This window comes from Alcanivorax jadensis T9, from assembly GCF_000756655.1.
Taxonomy (GTDB): Bacteria; Pseudomonadota; Gammaproteobacteria; order Pseudomonadales; family Alcanivoracaceae; genus Alcanivorax; species Alcanivorax jadensis.
Window position 1 is genome coordinate 114,409 of record NZ_ARXU01000001.1, and the last position, 20,878, is coordinate 135,286.

Sequence of the window (20,878 nt, forward strand, 5' to 3'; positions counted from 1 at the left end):
ATTATAGGCAATTAAACGGGTTTTGACGTCTGCTCAGGGGTTGCCAAATGCAACGGTGTGTTTCCCGTGGCAAAGGCCGCGGACATGAGCTTGTGGGTATAACTGTGTTGTGGCTGGTCAAAGATAGCCTCTGTATCGCCTTGCTCAACCACCTTGCCATCCTTCATCACCATCACCCGGTGACAGATGGATCGTATGACTTTCAGATCATGGCTGATAAACAAATAGCTGAGATCATGTTTCTCTTGCAGGGATTTGAGCAGTTCCAGGATCTGATATTGCACACTCCGATCCAGGGCTGAGGTGGGTTCATCCAGAATCAGCAGCTCGGGTTCCATGATCAGGGCACGGGCAATGGCGATACGCTGCCGCTGACCGCCGGAAAACTCATGGGGGTAGCGATGTCGTGCTTCGGCCGGAAGGTCCACTTCTTCGAGCATCTGGATGACTTTGGCATCCCTTTCCTGTCGAGACAGGCTGCCGGCGTGCACGGCCAGACCTTCCGCCACGATCTGGCCCACTGTCATGCGCGGATTGAGGCTGCCGAATGGGTCCTGGAAGACCACTTGCAGGCGGCTGCGCCAGCCGCGCAGCTGCCGGGGGGTTAGTTGTCGCAGATCGGTACCGTCCATGAGGATCTGGCCCTGGCTCTTTACCAGGCGCAACAACGCCAGCGCCAGAGTGGATTTACCAGAGCCGGATTCGCCGACAATACCGAGGGTCTCGCCGCGCCTGACGCAAAGATCAATCTCATCCACCGCCCGCATCAACGGGGCAGGGGAGAACAGGCTCCGGCGCTTTTCCTTGAAGGTGACCGCCATGGTACTGGCTTCCAGAAGCAGCGGTGCATCCTCCGCCAGTGGCGGCATCCGGCCTCGGGGCTCCGAGTCGATCAGATGGCGCGTATAGGCCTCCTTGGGCTGTTCCAGCACCTGTGCCGTGGGGCCGGCTTCCACTTTCTTGCCGCGATGCATGACAAGAATGTCATCGGCAAAGCGGCTGACTACCGCCAGATCATGGCTGATCAGCAGGATCGACAGGTTCAGTTCGTTCTGCAACCGCTTGATCAGCGTCAGAATAGTTTCCTGAACGGTCACGTCGAGAGCGGTGGTGGGCTCGTCGGCAATCAGAATCTGTGGATCGTTGGCCAGGGCCATGGCAATCATTACCCGCTGGCGCTGGCCACCACTGAGCTGGTGCGGATAACGGCCCAGCATTTCCGATGTAGCAGGAAGCTCAACCTGGCAGAGTAATTCCAGGCAGCGCGCACGGGCCTTCTGCCGGCTCATTCCCTGATGAACAAACAGGCTTTCGTTGATCTGTTTTTCCACCGTATGCAGAGGATTCAGGGCCGTGAGTGGTTCCTGGAAAATGGTGCCGATACGGCCGCCGCGCAGGGCGCGTTTGCGGTTTTCCGTGAGCCCGAGCAGGTTTTCGCCATCAAGAGTCAGTGTGTCGGCGTGCCAGCTGGCACTATCCGGCAACAGATCAAGGATCGACAGGGCGGTCAGGGACTTGCCGGAACCAGACTCGCCCACCAACGCCAGCATGTGGCCGGGTTCCAGATCCAGGGACAGGTTATCTACGGCCACATCCTGGCCAAATCGAATGGTCAGACCACGCAGGGATAGGAGGCTCATTGCAGAAACTTCCTCGTGTCGAATGCATCACGAACGGCTTCGCCGATAAACACCAGCAGGGTCAGCATGACCGTGAGTGTGGCAAAGACGCTGATTCCCAGCCAGGGAGCGTGCAGATTGGCTTTCCCCTGACCCACCAGGCGGCCCAGGGAAGGCGCATCGGGGGGTAGACCGAAACCGATAAAGTCCAGGGAGGTGAGTGTCACCACGGCACCGTTGAGAATGAAAGGCAGGAAGGTGATGGTGGCCACCATGGCATTGGGCAGCATATGGCGGAACATGATCACCGGTGTGCGCACCCCCATGGCGTGAGCGGCGCGTACATAGTCCATATTACGACAGCGCAGGAATTCGGCCCGCACCAGGTCCACCAGTGTCATCCAGGAAAACAGCAGCATGATGATCAGCAAAATCCAGAAGCTAGGCGTCACAAAGCTGGAAATGATGATAATCAGGAACAGGGTCGGCATGCTTGACCAGATTTCCAGAAAGCGCTGCCCGGCCAGATCCAGCCAGCCACCGTAGTAGCCCTGAATGGCACCAACAATGATGCCGACAATGCTGGAGAACAGAGTCAACATCAGCCCGAACAGTACGGAAATACGAAAGCCGTATATTAATCCGGCGGCCACATCGCGGCCCTGGTCATCGGTGCCGAGCCAGTTTTCCGCCGAGGGTGGGGCAGGCGCGGGTTCGCTCAGATCGTAGTTGATGGTGTTATAGCTGAATCGAATCGGCGGCCAGAGTATCCAGCCATTCTCTTCGATCAGATCTTTTACCACCGGGTCCCGGTAGTTGGCTTCCGATTCGAAAAAGCCGCCAAAAGTGGTTTCCGGGTAGGCATTGAATACCGGGGTGTAGAGGTCGCCGTCATAGTGAACCAGCAAGGGCTTGTCGTTGGAGATGAATTCCGCGCCCAGGCTGAGGATAAACAGCACAAGGAAAATCCATAACGACCAGTAGCCCCGGCGGTTGCTGCGAAAAGCTTGCCATTGGCGGGCCGATACCGGATTGCTGAAACGCAGGGAGGGTAGAGCCATTAGTTATCCCTCCGTTCAAAGTCGATGCGCGGATCCACCCACATATAGGTCAGGTCGCTGACAAGCTTCAGCAACAGGCTGATGAGGGTGAAGATGAACAGGGTGCCAAAGACCACCGGATAGTCGCGGTTGATCACCGATTCAAAGCCCAGCAGCCCGAGCCCGTCCAGGGAGAAGATGAATTCGATCAGCAGTACACCGGTAAAGAACATGCTGATAAAAGCGGCGGGAAAACCGGCGATGATGATCAGCATGGCGTTGCGGAACACATGGCCGTAGAGCACCTGCTTTTCACTCAGTCCCTTGGCTCGGGCGGTTTGCACATACTGTTTGCGAATTTCGTCCATGAAGGAATTTTTGGTCAGCATGGACAGGGTGGCGAAGTTGCCGACCACGATGGCGATGGTGGGCAGTGTGATATGCCAGGCGTAGTCGACAATCTTGCCGAACAGGCTAAGCTCATCAAAATTGTCAGAGGTAAGGCCGCGAAGCGGGAACCACTCGAAATAGGAGCCGCCGGCAAACAGCACGATCAACAGGATGCCCAGCAGAAAGCTGGGGATGGCAAAGCCGACAATAATCGCGGTGCTTGACCAGACATCAAAGCGAGAGCCGTCTCTGACTGCCTTGTGAATGCCCAGTGGAATGGAAATCATGTAGGCAATCAGGGTGCTCCACAGCCCCAGAGAGATGGACACTGGCAGGCGTTCTACAATCAGCTCGGTGACGGAACGGTCCCGGTAATAGGATTCGCCGAAATCGAAGCTGAAATAGTTTTTTATCATCAGCCAGAAACGTTCATGGGCAGGCTTGTCAAAGCCGTACATCTTTTCAATACGTTCCACCAGCTCCGGTGGCAAACCCCGGGAACCACGGTATTCGCCGCCGCTGACGGTGTCCGCACTGCCGCCGGCAAAGCTGCTGCCGGTGCCGCCGCCGCCAATTCCTTGCAGTTCCGCCAGGGTCTTTTCCACTGGTCCGCCGGGAGCGGCCTGTACCACCAGAAAGTTCAGTAACAGGATGCCGAACAGAGTAGGAAGAACCAGCAGCAGCCGTTTGGCAATGTAGTAGCGCATCATTTCGCTGTGCTATCCCACCAGGTATCCAGGGCCGCATCCATGCCAACGTACTTGCCAAGTTCAGGGTGTCGCAGGCGGGACTGGTAGGCGAGTCGGTATTGGTCGGAATACCAGTTGAAGACACTGTAATGCTGCCATTGCAGCACCCGGTCCAGGGCCCGGCAGCGGGTAATCAGTTCTTCACGGGTCTGGGCTGCGACGATCTTGTCCACCAGCGCATCCACAACCGGATTCTTGATGCCAATCAGGTTGCGGCTGCCGGGCTGTTCGGCAGCCTGGGAAGACCAGTATTCTTGCTGTTCATTGCCCGGTGAGCTGGATTGCCCCATGCGATACACAATCATATCGAAGTCGAAATTCTGGATGCGCTCAACCCACAGGGACGAATCCACCTTGGAGACGTTGGCCACAATACCCAGTGCCTTCAGGTTACGGGAGAAAGGCAGAACGATGCGCTCAAAGGCCGGAGAGCTGAGGATAAACTCGAAGCGAACCGGCTTGTTGTCCGGGGTGTAAAGCTGTCCGTCGCGGAGCTGATAGCCGGCTTCCTTGAGCAACATGGATGCCTTGCGCAGATTTTCACGGGGACGACCAGACCCATCGGTTTTGGGAGGCTGGTATTCCTTGTTGAAAACCGCTTCCGGTAGTTGCTCTCGGTATGGCTCCAGCAATGCCAGCTCCGCCTTTGAGGGAAGACCCGTGGCGGCCATTTCGGAGTTATCAAAGTAGCTACGGTTCTGTTTGTATTGTCCGTAGAACAGATTGTCGTTGGACCATTGGAAGTCAAACGCGTAACCAATCGCCTCTCTCAGGATTTCATCCTGGAATAATTCCTTGCGCAGATTGAAGATGAAGGCCTGTGCGCCCCAGGGGTTTCCGTGGCTGACTTCATCAGTAACAATCTTGCCGCTTTCGAAGGCCGGGCCCCGATACGCTGTGGCCCAGAGTTTGGAATTGTTTTCATGGCGCCAGTCGTAGCGACCACTTTTGAAGGCTTCCAGAGCCGCGGTTTCATCCAGATAGTAATCATAGATGATGCGATCGAAGTTATTACGTCCCTTCATCACAGGCAGTGATTGCGCCCAGTAATCCTTGCGGCGCTGGTAAACCACTTTCTTGCCGGGTTTCGCTTCGGCCAGGCGGTAAGGGCCTGAGCCAAGGGGCGGGAGCATGCCGTCTTTGTCGAACTCCCGATCTTGCCAGTGGTGCTTGGGCAGCACGGGAAGCTGGCCGATGATCAGCGGCAGTTCCCGGTTGTCACTGGCCTTGAAGTGAAAGGTAACGGTGCGCGGATCGTTGACTTCCACGCGTTCAACGGCTGCGTAGTAGTAGCTATAGAAAGGCTTGCCTTTCTCCATCAGGGTGTCAAAGGTCCAGGCCACATCGTCGGCCTGCACCGGTTCTCCATCTGCGAAACGGGCCTCCTCGCGAAGGTGGAAACGCACCCAGCTGCGGTCATCCGGCCATTCGATGCTTTCTGCAAGCAAGCCGTACTGGGTGAAAGGTTCGTCTTCACCGCGCACAGTGAGTGAATCGTACAGGTAGGAGTTGTCCAGATACGCCATGCCAGCGGCGGCGCGGCCCTTGGAGACAAAGGGGTTGAGAGAGTCGAAACCGCCGATCACATGCAGCCGCAGCTCGCCGCCTTTGGGGGCGTTGGGGTTGGTGTAATCAAAATGCGAGAACCCGGGGGAATATTTGGGCTCGCCATGCATGGCAATGGCATGGCTCTTGTGGATTTCGGCATGCGCCAATGCTGTGAACGCACACAGCCCAACAAACAGCCCACGCAGCACAGTGCTGTGAATGCCCATAATGACTCCTTTTTCTTCATGCGGCACGCTCACGGGCAACATGCAACGGGCTATAGCAACAATGTCGTCGCTGCTCCAGGTATCGTCGCGTAATCAGTGCTGGCCCACCAGGAATAAGCGTGGCCAGGCTTGTTACATGCCAGCGTGAAGCGTGCGCGCGTTATTTATTTTTCATCCACCAGGTATCCAGACCCAATCCGAACGGGATCGGTTCCGAAGGGCGGGAAAATCTGTCCCACCAGGCAACCCGGTGATGGCGAATATGGTAATTCAGGACGCCGTAATGCTGGTAGCGCAACATCCGGTCCAGCGCTTGCAGGCTGAGCACATACTCGGCTTCTTGCTCAGCAGACAGGGCAGTGCGAACCAGAAAATCGACAACCGGGTGGCTAATACCCGCCAGATTCTTGCTGCCGGGGATATCTGCACTGCTTGAAGCGAAATAATCGGTCAGCTCCGGTCCGGGATAGTCGCGTACCGGCAGTACAAACAGCACCACATCATAGTCGAAGTTGTCCAGCCGCTCCTTATAGGCAGCGGGTTCTACTTCCCGGTAATCGGCCTCAATGCCCAGACGCTGCAGGTTACGGAACCAGGGGGCGAGGATGCGGTAAATGCCGGGGTTGTGATAATTGAGAACGGTAAAGCGGAGCGGCTTGCCTTGCTCGTTGACCAACTTGTGATCCTGCAGGCGCCAACCGCTTTCCTGCAGCAGTGATAGTGCCTCGCGCATGCGGTTGCGGATCTGGCCGCTGCCATCATTCACGGGAGGATGGATATCAGCGCTGAAGAAATTGTCCGGCAGATGCTTGGCTTGATCAGCCAACAGCGCTTGCTCTTCAGCGGTTGCGGGAACCGGGGCAGTGTAGGGGCTGTTGGGAAACCAGCTGACAGTGCGGCTATAGGCATTACTGAACAGGTTGCGGTTGGACCATTCGAAGTCAAACAGCAGGCTGGCAGCCTTACGGACGTTCAGGTCATTAAACGGGGCGCTGCGGGTATTGAAAAAGAAAGCCTGCACCGGACGAGGCATCTGGTGAGGGATTTCCTGTTTGATTATCTGACCCTGTTCAACGGCGGCAAAGTCGTAGGCGGTGGCCCAATGCTTCGAGCTGTAGTCGTAATGCAGGTCATAATCGCCAGACTTGAAGGCTTCAAAACCCACATCAGCATCGCGGAAAAACTCGAAAATCACTTGATCGAAGTTGTAACGGCCGCGGTTAACAGGTAGATCCGCTGCCCAGTAATCCTTGACCCGCTGGAAAACCACCTGCTTGCCCGGTTTGACTGAGCTGACCTGATAAGGGCCGCTGGAGAGTGACGGAGTCAGGGTGGCTCGCTCGAAATCGTGCTTCTCCCAATAATGCTTGGGGAGGATGGGGATCGAGCCGACCACCAGGGGTAAATCCTTGCGGCCTTCCTTGAAGGTAAACTTCACGGTGAGCGGGTCCACCGCCTTCACATCGGCCAGGTCAGCCAGCTGCAAGGTATACTCGGGCTTTCCCTTGCTGAGCAGAATCTCAAAGCTGAACACCACGTCTTCGGCGCGGATCGGGTGGCCGTCATGGAAGTGAGCCTGTTCGCGGATGCGGAAAGTGGCCCAGCTGCGGTCATGAGGATATTCCACCCATTCGGCGATCAGGCCATAAGCGGCTCCGGGTTCATCGCCCAGCCGGTTATGGGACTGGTTGCCCATCAGCAAACTGTCGGCCAGCTCGGTGACACCGTACATCTGCATGCCGGGGGTATCAGCCGGGCTAATGCCCTTGAGAATATACGGGTTGAGGCTGTCAAAGGAGCCCTGGCCATAAAGACGCATAGTGCCGCCTTTGGGGGCATCCGGGTTGACGTAATCAAGGTGCTGAAAGTCGGCGGGGTACTTGAGGTTGCCGAAGGGATGGTAGCCGTGGCTGCGGGTCACCTCGGCGTGGCAAGCCACGCCGAGGAGCAGGGCCACAAGGGCCAGTAAGGGTCTAGAACGTTTTGCGAATATCAACGTAGAGTGTCAGCCGTTGCCCGGGTTTAATGTAACGATTGCTGGCTACACGGTCGTTCCAGCTCTTGATGTCGTTCACCGATACATTAAAGCGGTCTGCAATGGCATACAAGGAGTCTCCGTTGCGTACTGCATAGCGTAGCTTGCGGACCATCTTGTCATTTTCCGGCGGGACGACGCTGCTGCTGTTCTGGGCGGATTCACTCCACACGGCCAGGGACTGGCCGATGCTAAGGCTGTCGCCGGGGGCCATGTTGTTCCATTTGGCCAGTTCCTTCACGCCCACACTGTAGCGACGGGAAATTTCCCACAGGGTGTCGCCGGATTGCACGGTGTAATTGACCCGTTGCCGACCTTTGCGCTCCCGGGACTGATTGGCGGCCAGGCGCGAATCTTCGCTCAGGCTGTAGTCGCCTTTCCCGGAGGAGGGCCCCGGAATCAGGAGGGTTCGACCGGCGATGATGGTGTTGCCGTTGAGCTTGTTGATGCTGCGCAGGACCTGCGGTGTGGTGCGATGTTTGCGGGCAATGGCGCCCAGGTTATCGCCGGGGCGGATTTCGTAGCGGGCCCACTGCATGCGCAGGTCCCGGGGCAATTCGGCCAGCCCGGTACGGAAGCGCTCTTCCCGGTCAACCGGAACCAGAAGACGGTGTGGACCATCCGGCGAGGTGGCCCAGCGGTTAAAGGAAGGGTTAAGCAGATAGAGCTCTTCCACGGAAATATCCGCCAGTCGGGCGGCCTGGGTCAGGTCAATCTGGCCACCGATGTCCACGCTGCTGAAATAGGCTTCATTACGGATCGGATGCAGGGTGACGCCGTAGGTTTCCGGCTCCTGCACGATCTGGGCAATCGCCAACAGCTTGGGAACGTAGGCGGTGGTCTCCCGCGGCAGATTCAGGTTCCAGAAATCCGTGGGTTTGCCCGCCTCTTCGTTGCGGCGGATGGCTCGCGACACGGTACCGCCGCCGGCATTGTAGGAAGCCAGTGCCAGTAGCCAGTCGCCGTCAAAGCGGTTGGAGAGCTTTTGCAGATAATCCAGAGCTGCGTTGGTGGATTTGAGAATGTCCCGTCGTTGATCTTGCCACCAGGTGCGCTCCATGCCGAAGTAATCACCGGTAGAGGGAATGAACTGCCAGGGGCCGGCGGCTCGGCCGTGGGAGTAGGCGAAGGGGTCAAAGGCGCTTTCCACGATGGGCAACAGGGCCAACTCCAATGGCATGTTGCGCGCTTCTGCCTGCTCAATGATGTAGTGAAGGTAGCGCTCGGATCGGGTGGTGACACGGGTGAAGTATTGCGGGTGGCGGGCGTACCAGTCGCGCTGGACGCGAATGCGGTCATTTTCCACTTCCAGATCAAGGCCATAACCCTGACGTAGTCTTACCCATAAATCGTTGTTGTCTTTATCTTGATCCGGGCTGCTTTCCACGGGGGTCGGCTCGTCCATGCCGTTGGCGAGATTGACATCGTCCACCGACGGTTCGGCGGCGGGCATGGGAGGAAGCTCATCCAGGGACTGATTCGAGGCACAGCCTCCCAGGACTCCCAAGCCTAGACACAGGGCGAGAGTGATGATTTTTTTCATAATAATAACGACAGCAAAATATTTCAGTCATTTTAGGGGCATGCAAAGGGCCCCCACAAGCAGTGTCAGCTAAAAGTTGTCTTTCCAGCGACGCAAGGCGGCAAAACACTGCATATCAGAGCCGGCCGTTCCCGCTTCCCGGGCTTCGCAGGCGCGCTTCAGTGTCGGCTCATGGGCGCGCAGAAAGGGGTTGCTGCGTACCTCTTCTTCGAGGGTGGAGGGCAGGGTGATCTGACCCGCCTCGCGGGCCTGGCGCACGGTGTCGAGGCGTTTTGCCACAGCATCGTCATCCGGGGTGACTGCCGCAGCAAAAGTCAGGTTGGCCAGGGTATATTCATGGGTACAGAATACCTGCGTTTTAGCGGGCAGGCTGGCTAGCCGCTGCAGTGAGTCAAACATCTGCGCCGGGGTGCCCTCGAACAGCCGTCCGCAACCGCCGGCAAACAAGGTGTCACCGCAGAACAGCCAGCAGCGGTCTGTGTCGTGGAAGGCGATATGGCCAAGGGTATGGCCGGGAACTTCCATGACTGCCAGGGTCATGTCCACGCCTGCTGGCTGGATGGTGTCGCCTTCGGCAAGCGGGTGCGTCATCCCGGGGATGGTTTCTCTGGCAGGCCCGTAAACGGGAATATCCCTTTCCCGGAGTAGAGCAGGAATGCCACCGACATGGTCCGGATGATGGTGAGTCACCAGAATGCTGGTGAGGCGCAGCCCGTTGTCCTTAAGGAACTGCTCGACTGGTGCAGCATCGCCCGGGTCCACCACCACGCAGCGGTCCTCCTGGCGGATGGCCCAGATGTAATTGTCGCGAAATGCGGGGATGGCGGTGGGGCTTGGCAACATGTCGTGCTACGCTCCTGAAAAACGGCAATCTTTTGTGATCAGGGGTCATTGTCCGTCATGCAACTGCCTCCACTCAACCGTATTTCCTATAATGCTTCTTCACCGGAGCTGGGCCGCAATTTTGATAACTGGCTGGACAGCGAGCCAGGTCAGGCTTTGCTGGCAGCAGAGCGAGCCATGCTTGGGGAATGGTTGCGCAGCCAGGCCGGCCAGCGTGCGGTGGCCCTGTATAGTGGCAGCGGTCGGGATATGTTGGCCGAGAGCCCGCTACCCTGGCAGACCAGCATCTCTACCGAAGGCTTCGGAGGCACCCGGGTTCGCGCCCGGCTCGAGCTGTTGCCCCTGGCCAAGGCCAGTGTGGATCTGCTCCTGCTGCACCATGTCATGGACTTCAGTCATGACCCCCACCAGGTGTTGCGTGAAGCGACTCGAAGTATTGCGCCTGGCGGCAAGGTGGCCATTATCGGCTTCCACCCGATCAGCCTGATGGGGCTGGCTCGGTGGTTCTTCTGGCGGAAGCGGCCGGGCTGGTCCGGGCGCTTTTACCGGCCCACCCGGCTCACTGACTGGTTGCAGGTATTGGGATTTGAGGTCGATGGCATGGCCAGTGGCTTCTATACTATGCCGCTTTCCGACCGTGGCCGGGAGCGGCTTGGGCTGCTTGAGTGGCTGGGTAGTCTGCTGTGGCCCCGCCATGGCAACGCCTATTTACTGGTAGCCCGCAAGCGGGCCGGCATTGCCAAGTTGTTGCCCAGCCGGCAACACAAGGTGCCGCGCAATACAGTGGTGCCCGTACCGGTTGCCCGCTGGGGACAGCAAAACAAGGAGTCCTGATTCATTGAAGCAAGTGATTATTTTCACCGACGGCGCCTGCCGCGGTAACCCCGGCCCGGGTGGTTGGGGAGCGCTACTGCGTTACGGCACCACCGAGAAGACGCTTTTCGGTGGTGAACCTGATACCACCAACAACCGCATGGAGCTGATGGCCGCGATCATGGCCCTGGAAGCGCTGACAGCGCCCTGTCAGGTAGTGCTGACAACGGACTCGCGTTATGTCATGGATGGCATCACCAAGTGGATGGCCAACTGGAAGAAGCGGGGCTGGAAAACCGCATCCAGGCAGCCGGTGAAAAATGCGGATCTGTGGCGACGCCTGGATGCGGCCTGCGAGAAACACACCATTGAATGGCAATGGGTCAAGGGCCACAGCGGACATCCCGAGAATGACAAGGCCGATGCACTCGCCAACCGTGGCATTGATGAACTGCTTCAGAAAAAAGGAATGCCGAGCTAATGCGTCAGGTAGTACTGGATACGGAAACCACCGGCCTTGAGCCCAATGATGGCCACCGGGTGATCGAGATTGGTTGTGTAGAAGTGATTAATCGTCGCCTCACCGGCAACAGCCTGCATTTGTATCTCAATCCGCAGCGCGAGATCGATGAAGGAGCGCTGGCCGTTCACGGCATCAGCACCGAGTTCCTGGCGGACAAACCCACTTTCGACAAGGTGGCGGATGAATTCCTCGCCTTTGTGGATGGTGCGGAGCTGGTGATCCATAACGCCCCGTTCGATGTGGGCTTCCTCAACCACGAGTTGCGCCGCCTTGGCAGCCGCTATGGGACCATGGAGCAGCGCTGCGGCGTGCTCGATACCCTGGTAATGGCGCGGCAGAAGCATCCGGGGCAGAAGAACAATCTGGATGCGCTGTGCCGCCGTTATGGGGTGGAAAACGGCCACCGGGAGCTGCACGGGGCCCTGCTCGACGCGGAGATCCTTGCCGACGTCTACCTGGCGATGACCGGCGGCCAGACCCGACTGTCACTCGACGGCAATAACAGTGCAGAGCAGGGCGGAGAGATGGCGGCTGAGGCTATCCGCCGGCTGGATGGTCAGCGCCCGGGGCTGACCGTGGTGCGTGCCTCGGATCTGGAGTTGCAGCGGCATCGCGACAAGCTGTCCGCCATCGCCGACAGTAACGGTGAGCCCACCCTGTGGGACCGGCAGGAAGAAGACAGCCCGCTGCATTGATGAACGCCTGACGCAAAAGAATCAAAAAAGGCGGAGATGGGTTTAATGCCCATTTCCGCCCTAAGACCACTATTTGCGTCAGGTGTCAGGTATCAGCTAGTGCCCCTTGTCTGGAGATACCTGGAATTCACTGACATCGTGGTGTTCGATCCAGCCCTTCTCGTAGAGATAATCCGTTGCCGGCCCCAGTGCCATCATCGACATGAGCAAGCCGGTAATCGACATGACGATGGTATAGGGCAGGGCCATGACGACCATGCGTCCGTAGGACAGCCGCACCAGCGGCGCCAGCGCCGAGGTCAGCAGGAACAGGAAGGCGGCCTGGCCATTCGGAGTGGCAACCGAGGGAATATTGGTGCCGGTGTTGATGGCCACTGCCAGCAAATCGAATGTGTCCCGATCGATTTCACCCTTCAGTAGTGCCTGGCCGACTTCATCCACATAGACCGTCGCCACAAAAACATTATCGGACACCGCCGACAGTACCCCATTGGCTACATAGAAGGCTGGCCCCTGGATCTGTTTTTCCAGGCTCAGCACGTATTCAATGATCGGTGCGAAAAGTTGCTGGTCGGCAATTACCGCCACCACGGCAAAAAACACCGTCAGCAGGGCGGTAAACGGCAAAGCTTCTTCGAACGCGGCACCCAGACGGTGTTCCTCGATGATGCCGGTAAAGGAGGTGGCCAGAATGATCACCGTCAGACCCACCAGGCCCACGGAGGCGGCGTGGGTAGCCAGCCCGACCACCAGCCAGACGGCGGTGAGCGCCTGTACCACCAGAGCGGCCCGGTTCTGCATGGTCCGTTTGCGGTCCTGCTCCAGGGCGTATTGGCGCATGATGCCCCGGACCTTTTCCGGGATGTCTTCGCCATAACCAAAGCTGCCGCTAATTTCCAGGAACACGCAGGTCAGTAGGCCCATGACCAGAACCGGCAGGGTGATTGGCGCCATCCGCAGGAAGAATTCGCCGAATTCCCAGCCTGCCTTGTTGGCGATCAGCAGGTTCTGAGGCTCGCCCACCAGAGTGCAAACCCCGCCCAGGGCAGTGCCCACTGCTGCATGCATGAGCAGGCTGCGCAGGAAGGAGCGGAAGCGGCGAAGGTCTTCGCGGTGTAGGTCTTCAACACTGGTGTCGTCGCCGTGATCATGCTTCTGCTGAAAGGTCTTGCCTGAGGCCACCTTGTGGTAGATGCCGAAGAAGCCGGTACACACTGCAATGACCACAGCGGTAACGGTGAGCGCATCCAGAAAGGCCGAGAGAACTGCAGCCGCCACACAGAACAGCAGGCTCAGGCGTACCTTGGATTTCACCCCCAGCAGGATGCGGGTAAACAGGAACAGCAACAGATCCTTGAGAAAGAAAATCCCCGCCACCATGAAGATCAGCAGCAGCATCACCTCCAGGTTGCTCTCAACCTTGTGCAGTACCGTCTCCGCAGAGGTGAGCCCAATCAGTACCGCTTCAATGGCGAGCAGGCCGCCCGGCTGGAGCGGATAGCACTTCAGTGCCATGGCCAGAGTAAAGATGAACTGCGCCAGCAGCAGCCACCCGGCGACGACCGGACCCAGAGTCAGGTGGATCAGCGGATTCACTGCCAGGAAGGCAATGATGGTGTACTTGTACCAGGCGGGAGCTTGCCCAAGAAAGTTGTGCAAAAAGGCACGGCCAAGCGTGGCTGACATGGCGGAATCCTGCGCGAGGGATGAACGGGGTTTTTGCGGTCGCAATCATACGGACTTGCCTTGCCCCAGTACAGTGCAGATGGCGGGGAGCGGGACCGGACGATGGTAGGGGTTGACACTCAAGCAGCCGGTTTAGGGTTGGCGATGGTTAAAACGCCATTGCCAGAGTGTGGCCAGGTTAACAAATGGCCAATAAATCAGTTGCTTACAAATGAAAGTTGACGCACTGTTTGATGACGTGCAAAAGTTGATGCGCCTTTCTCGGTCGGTGCTGAAAAGAACAGTAAAGTCCTTTTCTTGCCGCCTGGACGGCAGGCTGCCGCCAAGGTAGACACAGTAAACCACGTGCTCTGCGTGCTTGAGATGACAGCAATGCTGTCTCTGTGGTGTCTGCCCGGCTTGCTTTCGATGGCCTGCCGACACTTCTATCATGAGAATTGCGGCGTATCCGGGGGTTTTTGTACGGCTTTACGGATCGGACCGATGATAATAACAGTTGGGTGCTTGCGGAGAGTCCATGGTCGCCATAACGAATACCACCTCCCTGACTTTTCTCAAGGAAGCGATTGACGCCACCCTGACGGAAGCGGAAAACAGCTTGGAGGCATTTTCCGACGACCCCTCCCGTCAGGAGGAGCTGGCACGCTGTGCCGAAGACTTCCAGCAATTGCGGGGTATCTGCCAGGTGGTAGAGCTGCCTGCGGCTGCGCTGATGAGTGAAGAGATGTCTCTTGCCGCCCGGGAGCTGCGTGAAAAGCAGTCCGATGCCCGGGTACAGGCATTGAGTAATGCCATTGTGTTGCTCACCCGCTATTTCGATTATGTCCAGTTGAAGAACCGCACTCTGCCGGCACTGTTGATCGGCGGTATTAATGAGCTGCGTCGCGCCGGTGGTAAGGCACTGATTCAGGAAAGCCATTTTTTTAGTGCCGAGCTATCCCGGCCCCGTAACCCGGTAGCGCCGGACAGTGACCTGCCTCGCGCCGAATTGCCGGCACTGGCCCGTCGCCTGCGCCACATGTATCAGACTGGCCTGCTGGGTGTATTGCGAGATCTGAACCCTTCGGTAAGCCTCCGTCTGATGGGGCGGGCCATGGTGCGCCTGGATCGCGCCGCCGGTGATTGTGGTCTGAGTCGGTTTCTGTGGATTGGCCAGGCCGTCATCACGGCCATGGTGGCCGATGACATGGCGATCACCCCGGCCCGTAAGGCGCTGTTGTCCCAGTACGACCGACAATTGAAGAAGCTGGTCTATGGTGGGGATCAGGCGCTCAGCGAAGAAGCGCCGTTGTTGATGATCAAGGAAAGTCTCTATCTGGTGTCTCTGTCCTCCCTGGACACAGGTGTGGTTGCGGAAGTGAAGCAGGCGTTTGCTCTGAACAATGATGTATCCGACGCCATCCTGCAGCGCGAACTGGCACTGATGACCGGTGCCAGCGGCTCGGTGATCCGTTCGGTTGCCAGTGCCATGCGCGATGAAATCAGTGAGCTGAAAGAAAGCCTGGATATGGCCTCCCAGGGAGTGGCTGACACCAATTATCAGTCCGTGGCCGCCAGCCTCAACCGTCTGGGTAGCACCCTGGCCATGATCGGTAAGGACGATGAGGCAGGAGTGATCAAACAGCGTGCCGCGCAGGTAAACGAGTGGCGTGCTGACCAGAACGTTGAAAGCGAAGCATTTCATGCGCTGGTGGATGACCTGCTTATGGTTGAGAACGTGGCGGCAAATCTGGAGCGCAGTATTGCGCCGGAAGACGACATCCATCGTGGCAGCAACAACAGCGGTATTTCTCTTTACCAGCTGGATGATGCTCGCATGACCGTGGTCGGGGAGTGCCGTGCCGGGCTGGCTCTGGCCAAGCGCTCCATCAGTTCTTTTATGGATAACAACTGGGATGCCATGCATCTTTCCAATCTGCCCGGCACCTTTGCGTCAATTGCCGGCGGCCTGATGTTCCTGGAGTTGCAGCGGGCCCGTGGTGTGACTGAGTCATGCCACAAATACATCGTTCATCAGCTCATTGAGGCTCCGACCACTCCCACCAAGGAAAATATGGAAACCTTGGCCGACGCCCTCACCGGCGTGGATTACTACCTGGAAAGTATGGAAGAGCAAAAGCCCATCGGCGACGGTGTGCTCGAGGTGGCTGAAGAAAGTATGAAAGCGCTGGGTTACCCGGTGGCCAAAGTGGCTTGATGACCATGATTGATCTCTCCAGCCCCGAACCCAAGGATGCTGAACACGCCCGTTGTTATGTCATCCATGAGCAAAATATCCTGATTGCCGCCGATCAGTGGCAGCTGCCGGTGATGCCGGCTTATATGCTTCGCCAGCATCCTCATTACTTTTATCTGGGTCTGTTGAACGGCGAGCCCTGTTACGTTTGTGAACTGGTCAACCACGAACTGGATGATGGTTCCCTGCAACCGGTGCCGCTACGGCAATTGATTTCCGGAGGCCTGGATGAGCCAGGCTTCTCGATGGTCAGCCGGGCCTTGCAGTTCCTCAGTTGGCAAAAGAACCACCGTTACTGCAGCCGCTGTGGCTCACTCACTGAAGCCCACCATCGGGATCTGGCCATGACCTGTCAGGCCTGTGGCTATTTCCAGTACCCGAGAATCACTCCCTGCATCATTACCCTGGTGACCCGCGGCGAGCATGCACTGCTGGGGCGCTCAACCCGTTTCCCGGAAGGGATGTATTCCTGTTTGGCGGGTTTCATGGAGGCAGGGGAGTCGGCGGAGCAGGCGCTGGCCCGTGAAGTGCGGGAAGAAAGTGGCATCGAAGTGACGAATCTTGAATATCTCACCAGCCAGTCATGGCCGTTTCCGCATTCGTTGATGCTGGGCTTCCACGCAGACTACGCCGGCGGGGAAATCTGTATTGATGATGACGAGATAGTAGCGGCGGACTGGTTTCACTACCGGTCACTGCCAATGATACCGCCACCGGGCAGTATCGCCCGAACCCTGATTGACCATTGGGTAGCGCGTTTCCAATAAAGGACAGAAGCAATGAACTACACACTCGCGCCTCTGGTGATTTTTATTTTCAGCCTGCTTTTCGTCTTGCTGGGCGCCTGGGTGCTGCTGCGCCAGCAATGGTTGATGCAATGGCTAAAAGGCACGGCAGGGCTGCTGATGGTGGGTCTGGCTATCTATCTGAGCCTGTTCGCCCTGAATATCTACGGCTACCGTGAATACGCTCAGGAAGTGTCCGTGGCCACGGTCAGCTTTCGTCAGTCCGGTGAGCAATCCTTCATTGCCACCGTTACCCGCACCGATGGCACCACCGAAGATTTCCGTCTGAAAGGGGATCAGTGGCAGCTGGATGCCCGGATTATCAAATGGAAAATGCCTTTCAGCCTGTTGGGCCTGCAGCCCGGCTACCAGTTGGACCGCATCTCCGGTCGATATTACGCACTGGAAGATGAGCGCTCGCGGGACCGCACTGTCTACAGTCTGCACCGTGACCCGGTGGGTATTGATGTCTGGAAGATGGCCCGGGACGGCTGGAGTCTGCTGGTGGATGCCAGTTATGGCAGTGCCGCCTATTTGCCCATGGCCGAAGGGGCGCTGTTTGAAGTGAATGCCGGCGCCACCGGTCTGGTGGCTCGCCCCATGAATGGCAGTGCCCAGCAAGCCATCTCCGGCTGGGATTGAGGCTGTCGGCTGGTCTTGAGGTGCCATTACAGCGTTCCTGTGGTGGCCGCCATACCCCATTGCCGCTCGGTTAGGTAGAATCCCTCTCACTCCTTTTCATCTGCCGACCACGGGCAGGTACCAATCCTACGGACAAGCAGGTAAACAGTGATCGCGTTTTTATCCGAATATGGCATGTTTCTGGCCAAGGTCGTTACTCTGGTGGTAGCAATCTTGTTTGTGATCGGCGGCATCGCCGCTACCGCTTCCCGCGGCCGCAACAAGGCGGGCCAGGACGGAGAACTGAGAGTCCGCCACCTCAATGAAGAATTTGAGGACCTCAAGGACTCTCTGGAGGCGGAAATCCTGCCCGAGGCACAGCGCAAGAAAGCCCATAAAGCGAAGCGCAAACAGGAAAAACTGGCAGCCAAGCAAAAGAAAAAGGCCGGGACCGAAGACAAGGTCGAACCACGCCTGTTCGTGCTGGATTTCGATGGCGATGTGCAGGCCAGCGCGGTGGATCATCTGCGCCGGGAAATCAGTGCCGTGCTGCAGGTAGCCACCCAGAATGACGAAGTGCTGGTGCGTTTGCAGAGCCCTGGTGGTCTGGTGCACAGCTATGGCCTGGCTGCGTCCCAGCTGCGCCGCATCCGTAATAGCGGCATCAAGTTGACCGTGACTGTGGACGAAGTGGCTGCCAGCGGCGGTTACATGATGGCCTGCATTGCTGACCGTATTGTGGCGGCGCCTTTCGCGGTGATTGGCTCCATTGGTGTGGTTGCCCAGATCCCCAACTTCCATCGTCTGTTGAAAAAGAACGATATCGACGTGGAGCTGATGACCGCCGGTGAATACAAGCGCACCATGACCATGCTGGGCGAGAATACCGAGAAAGGGCGCGCCAAATTCCAGGAAGAACTGGAAGAAACCCACCAGCTGTTCAAATCGTTTGTTCGCGACAATCGCCGCGGCCTGGATCTGGATAAAGTGGCCACTGGCGAGCACTGGTTTGGTAGCCAGGCCAAGGAACTGGGCCTGGTGGACGAGATCATGACCAGTGACGAACTGTTGCAACTGCGCCAGGGCACCCACTCTCTCTATCAGGTACAGTGGGAAGCCAAGCGCAAGCTGGGCGAACGGCTCGGTTTCTCCCTGGAAACCAGCCTGCACCGCGCCGTAGAAAAATTCTGGCACCGAGGCAGCCAGCGACAGATTCATTAAAAACTAGCTACTAGCTGCGAGCCACAAGACGCGGGAAAGTAGGGTGCCAATCGACAGAATATTGTCGCTGCGCACAGAGTCGCAAAGGTGTTGTTTCGCTGCGAGAGCGTTTCTGCTTGGTCGCAACTTGATTCGCGACTCGTAGCTGGTCGCTCGTAACTAGCCGCTTCAGAAGGAGTTCGATCATGAGTTTCCAAGCCCTGCTGACCCGTGAAACCGAGAACGGGTACCAAACCGCACTGGAAGAACGCGAACTGACTGATCTGGGGGAAGAGGGTGTGTTGGTGCGTGTGCACTGGTCATCTCTGAACTATAAAGATGCGCTTTCAGCCACCGGCAACAAGGGGGTTACCCGCCAGTTCCCCCATACGCCAGGTATTGATGCGGTGGGTGTGGTGGAGGAAACCACAGACGGCCCCTTCAGCGTTGGCGATACTGTGATCTGCACCGGTTATGACCTTGGCATGAATACGGATGGTGGCTACAGCCAGTACATCCGGGTGCCTGCGGAATGGCTGGTTCCGCTGCCTGAAGGGTTGGCCCCCCGTGATGCCATGGTGCTGGGCACCGCCGGGCTCACCGCTGCACTGTGCGTGGAGTCACTGCTCGATACCGGTCTCAATCCGGATCAGGGTCCGGTGTTGGTGACCGGCGCCACTGGCGGAGTAGGGAGTATCACGGTCGCCATTCTCTCCAAGCTGGGCTTTTCCGTGACCGCTGTGAGCGGCAAATCGGAATCACACCCGTGGCTCAAGTCGCTGGGCGCCAGTGAGGTGATCAGCCGCGACAGTTTTCTTGAGAACGCCGGCAAACCCATGCTGAAAGAGCAATGGGCCGGGGCGGTGGATTGTGCCGGTGGAGATATGCTGACCACGGCATTGAAGAGCCTTAAATATGGTGGCTGTGCCGCCTGCTGTGGGTTGGCGGCATCTCCCAAGCTGGAAATGACCGTATTGCCGTTTATTCTGCGCGGCGTGAACCTGTTGGGCGTGGACAGTGTTGAGCTGCCCTGCGAGATCAAACAACAAATGTGGCAGTTACTTGCGGACGAATGGATGCCCGTGGATCTACCTCTGCTGGAAGCGGATGAGGTTGAACTGCAAGGTGTTAACGCCTGGGTGGATAAAATTCTCCAGGGCGGCGTCCAGGGGCGTGTGGTTGTGCGCTTGCCCTGATGGCTGAAACGTTCAATCTTGATAAAAAAGCGCGGCGAGGCCGCGCTTTTTTATTTGTCTGAAGAAAGTCACTCACGCATTCTATGGCCATGGGATATTTCGATGAAATCCAGGCGAGACAACAAGGGCATGAGCCACAATGACTGACAGCAATTGGCTGAAAATTGCATTGCAACTGAATGGCCGGGGTGGCGCATCTGAACTGGCCGCTGAGCAGCCTCTGGCGGAAACCTCAGCCTATTGGGTGCATATGGACTACACCCGCGAAGAAAGTGAACAGTGGTTGCATCGACAGTCCATACCGAAGGCGGTGATTGATTCGCTTACCGCAGCGGAAACCCGCCCCCGTGCCTCGGAGGTGGCAGGCGGCGTACTGGTGTATTTGCGCGGTGTTAACCTGAACCCGGGTGCACGACCGGAAGACATGATTGCCCTGCGAATGTGGGTTGGGCCAACGGGGCTGGTGAGTAGTCAGAAGCGGGCCTTGCTCAGTGTCGATGCGGTGAAACAGACGCTGGACAGCCAGCAGGGACCGGCGACCATCAGCGCCTTGGTCGCTGAGCTGGTCGATCAGTTGATCTGGCGTATGGAAGAGGTGATCGAGAATCTGGAGTCGGAAGTTGAGGGCTGTGCTCTACAGCTGGAAGAGGCTCCCACATCCAGCCTGACGCCACAACTGAGCCTGCTACGCCGGCGAGCGATTACGCTGCGACGGTATCTTGCGCCCCAGCGTGAGGCATTGATCAAGCTACAGAATGAATCGCTGTTTGCGGCGGCGGATACCATGCTGATCCGAGAAGCCACGGATCGTTTGCAACGTCTGCTGGAAGATCTGGATGCAGCCAGGGAGCATGCGACCTTGTTGCAGGAAGAGGTCTTTTCGGTGCAGAACGAAGCGATCAATGATCGTATGTATCTGCTGGCGATCATTTCCGCATTGTTCCTGCCGCTGGGGTTTCTGACCGGCCTGTTCGGTATCAATGTGGGCGGGCTGCCGGGCGTGGAGGATCCCCATGCTTTCTGGTGGTTCTGTTCCGGCGTGGGGGTGATTGCCGTTGGCGTCGCCATCTGGATGCGAAAACGCCGCTGGTTGTAGCCAGCGGCGTTGTCGTGGATCTGCCGTTGAGGG

General features: G+C 57.7%; 17 protein-coding genes. 9 read left to right on the plus strand and 8 right to left on the minus strand.

The window, feature by feature from the left end; translation table 11 throughout:
* Positions 1-11 precede the first annotated feature (11 nt).
* The 7 genes from T9A_RS00535 to gloB all read right to left on the minus strand — a co-directional run bounded on the left by T9A_RS00535 (position 12) and on the right by gloB (position 9,994).
* A complete protein-coding gene (locus T9A_RS00535) occupies positions 12-1,640 on the minus strand; it encodes an ABC transporter ATP-binding protein (RefSeq protein ID WP_052042400.1) in 1,629 nt (542 codons plus the stop codon).
* Positions 1,637-2,680, minus strand: a complete 1,044-nt coding sequence (locus T9A_RS00540; protein ID WP_035244205.1) for an ABC transporter permease — start codon at positions 2,678-2,680, stop codon at positions 1,637-1,639. Before T9A_RS00540 ends, T9A_RS00535 begins: the two co-directional genes overlap by 4 nt.
* The gene (locus T9A_RS00545; protein WP_232221939.1) at positions 2,680-3,759 is read right to left on the minus strand and encodes a microcin C ABC transporter permease YejB; all 1,080 of its coding nucleotides are present in this window, start codon (positions 3,757-3,759) and stop codon (positions 2,680-2,682) included. Before T9A_RS00545 ends, T9A_RS00540 begins: the two co-directional genes overlap by 1 nt.
* On the minus strand, positions 3,756-5,573 hold the full coding sequence (locus T9A_RS00550) for an extracellular solute-binding protein (RefSeq protein WP_035244209.1): 1,818 nt from the start codon (positions 5,571-5,573) through the stop codon (positions 3,756-3,758). The genes T9A_RS00545 and T9A_RS00550 overlap by 4 nt, the downstream gene beginning before the upstream one ends.
* Positions 5,574-5,733: 160 nt before the next feature.
* On the minus strand, positions 5,734-7,530 hold the full coding sequence (locus T9A_RS00555; protein ID WP_035244210.1) for an extracellular solute-binding protein: 1,797 nt from the start codon (positions 7,528-7,530) through the stop codon (positions 5,734-5,736).
* Between the two features lie 16 nt (positions 7,531-7,546).
* Positions 7,547-9,151, minus strand: a complete 1,605-nt coding sequence (locus T9A_RS00560) for a lytic transglycosylase (RefSeq protein WP_035244212.1) — start codon at positions 9,149-9,151, stop codon at positions 7,547-7,549.
* A 69-nt stretch (positions 9,152-9,220) separates the two neighbouring features.
* The gene (gloB, locus tag T9A_RS00565) at positions 9,221-9,994 is read right to left on the minus strand and encodes a hydroxyacylglutathione hydrolase (protein WP_035244214.1); all 774 of its coding nucleotides are present in this window, start codon (positions 9,992-9,994) and stop codon (positions 9,221-9,223) included.
* 57 nt (positions 9,995-10,051) lie between these two features.
* On the opposite strand from gloB, the gene T9A_RS00570 reads away from it, so the two are divergent.
* From T9A_RS00570 to dnaQ, 3 genes are read left to right on the plus strand one after another with little or no spacing between them, the layout of a single operon-like run.
* The gene (locus T9A_RS00570) at positions 10,052-10,828 is read left to right on the plus strand and encodes a class I SAM-dependent methyltransferase (protein WP_035244215.1); all 777 of its coding nucleotides are present in this window, start codon (positions 10,052-10,054) and stop codon (positions 10,826-10,828) included.
* Positions 10,829-10,832: 4 nt separating this feature from the next.
* Positions 10,833-11,288, plus strand: coding sequence for a ribonuclease HI (gene rnhA, locus T9A_RS00575; RefSeq protein ID WP_035244217.1), 456 nt, complete (start codon positions 10,833-10,835; stop codon positions 11,286-11,288).
* Entirely contained in the window at positions 11,288-12,025 is a 738-nt protein-coding gene (gene dnaQ / locus T9A_RS00580; protein ID WP_035244219.1) for a DNA polymerase III subunit epsilon, read from the plus strand. Before rnhA ends, dnaQ begins: the two co-directional genes overlap by 1 nt.
* 96 nt (positions 12,026-12,121) lie before the next feature.
* Here dnaQ and nhaB read toward each other — a convergent pair whose 3' ends face one another.
* A complete protein-coding gene (gene nhaB / locus T9A_RS00585) occupies positions 12,122-13,711 on the minus strand; it encodes a sodium/proton antiporter NhaB (protein ID WP_035244221.1) in 1,590 nt (529 codons plus the stop codon).
* A gap of 517 nt (positions 13,712-14,228) precedes the next feature.
* Here nhaB and T9A_RS00590 point away from each other — a divergent pair.
* The 6 genes from T9A_RS00590 (at position 14,229) to T9A_RS00615 (ending at position 20,845) form a co-directional block, all read left to right on the plus strand.
* On the plus strand, positions 14,229-15,908 hold the full coding sequence (locus T9A_RS00590; RefSeq protein WP_035244223.1) for a FimL-related protein: 1,680 nt from the start codon (positions 14,229-14,231) through the stop codon (positions 15,906-15,908).
* Complete coding sequence (gene nudC, locus T9A_RS00595; protein ID WP_232221940.1) at positions 15,908-16,714, plus strand: NAD(+) diphosphatase; 807 nt, start codon at positions 15,908-15,910, stop codon at positions 16,712-16,714. Before T9A_RS00590 ends, nudC begins: the two co-directional genes overlap by 1 nt.
* 12 nt (positions 16,715-16,726) lie before the next feature.
* Complete coding sequence (locus tag T9A_RS00600; protein ID WP_035244225.1) at positions 16,727-17,374, plus strand: hypothetical protein; 648 nt, start codon at positions 16,727-16,729, stop codon at positions 17,372-17,374.
* 147 nt (positions 17,375-17,521) lie between these two features.
* On the plus strand, positions 17,522-18,574 hold the full coding sequence (sohB, locus tag T9A_RS00605; protein ID WP_198030595.1) for a protease SohB: 1,053 nt from the start codon (positions 17,522-17,524) through the stop codon (positions 18,572-18,574).
* A 185-nt stretch (positions 18,575-18,759) separates the two neighbouring features.
* Complete coding sequence (locus T9A_RS00610) at positions 18,760-19,749, plus strand: YhdH/YhfP family quinone oxidoreductase (RefSeq protein ID WP_035244226.1); 990 nt, start codon at positions 18,760-18,762, stop codon at positions 19,747-19,749.
* A gap of 139 nt (positions 19,750-19,888) precedes the next feature.
* Positions 19,889-20,845, plus strand: a complete 957-nt coding sequence (locus tag T9A_RS00615) for a zinc transporter ZntB (RefSeq protein ID WP_035244228.1) — start codon at positions 19,889-19,891, stop codon at positions 20,843-20,845.
* The last annotated feature ends 33 nt before the right edge of the window (positions 20,846-20,878 follow it).

What these genes read in the sequence shown, in the direction of transcription:
- T9A_RS00550 (WP_035244209.1), bottom strand. Translation starts at nt 5,573, where the DNA reads ATGGGCATTCACAGCACTGTGCTGCGTGGGCTGTTTGTTGGGCTGTGT.
- gloB (WP_035244214.1), bottom strand. Translation starts at nt 9,994, where the DNA reads ATGTTGCCAAGCCCCACCGCCATCCCCGCATTTCGCGACAATTACATC.
- T9A_RS00615 (WP_035244228.1), top strand. Translation starts at nt 19,889, where the DNA reads ATGACTGACAGCAATTGGCTGAAAATTGCATTGCAACTGAATGGCCGG.
- dnaQ (WP_035244219.1), top strand. Translation starts at nt 11,288, where the DNA reads ATGCGTCAGGTAGTACTGGATACGGAAACCACCGGCCTTGAGCCCAAT.
- T9A_RS00540 (WP_035244205.1), bottom strand. Translation starts at nt 2,680, where the DNA reads ATGGCTCTACCCTCCCTGCGTTTCAGCAATCCGGTATCGGCCCGCCAA.
- nudC (WP_232221940.1), top strand. Translation starts at nt 15,908, where the DNA reads ATGACCATGATTGATCTCTCCAGCCCCGAACCCAAGGATGCTGAACAC.
- T9A_RS00590 (WP_035244223.1), top strand. Translation starts at nt 14,229, where the DNA reads ATGGTCGCCATAACGAATACCACCTCCCTGACTTTTCTCAAGGAAGCG.
- T9A_RS00610 (WP_035244226.1), top strand. Translation starts at nt 18,760, where the DNA reads ATGAGTTTCCAAGCCCTGCTGACCCGTGAAACCGAGAACGGGTACCAA.
- T9A_RS00600 (WP_035244225.1), top strand. Translation starts at nt 16,727, where the DNA reads ATGAACTACACACTCGCGCCTCTGGTGATTTTTATTTTCAGCCTGCTT.
- nhaB (WP_035244221.1), bottom strand. Translation starts at nt 13,711, where the DNA reads ATGTCAGCCACGCTTGGCCGTGCCTTTTTGCACAACTTTCTTGGGCAA.
- T9A_RS00545 (WP_232221939.1), bottom strand. Translation starts at nt 3,759, where the DNA reads ATGATGCGCTACTACATTGCCAAACGGCTGCTGCTGGTTCTTCCTACT.
- T9A_RS00570 (WP_035244215.1), top strand. Translation starts at nt 10,052, where the DNA reads ATGCAACTGCCTCCACTCAACCGTATTTCCTATAATGCTTCTTCACCG.
- T9A_RS00535 (WP_052042400.1), bottom strand. Translation starts at nt 1,640, where the DNA reads ATGAGCCTCCTATCCCTGCGTGGTCTGACCATTCGATTTGGCCAGGAT.
- T9A_RS00560 (WP_035244212.1), bottom strand. Translation starts at nt 9,151, where the DNA reads ATGAAAAAAATCATCACTCTCGCCCTGTGTCTAGGCTTGGGAGTCCTG.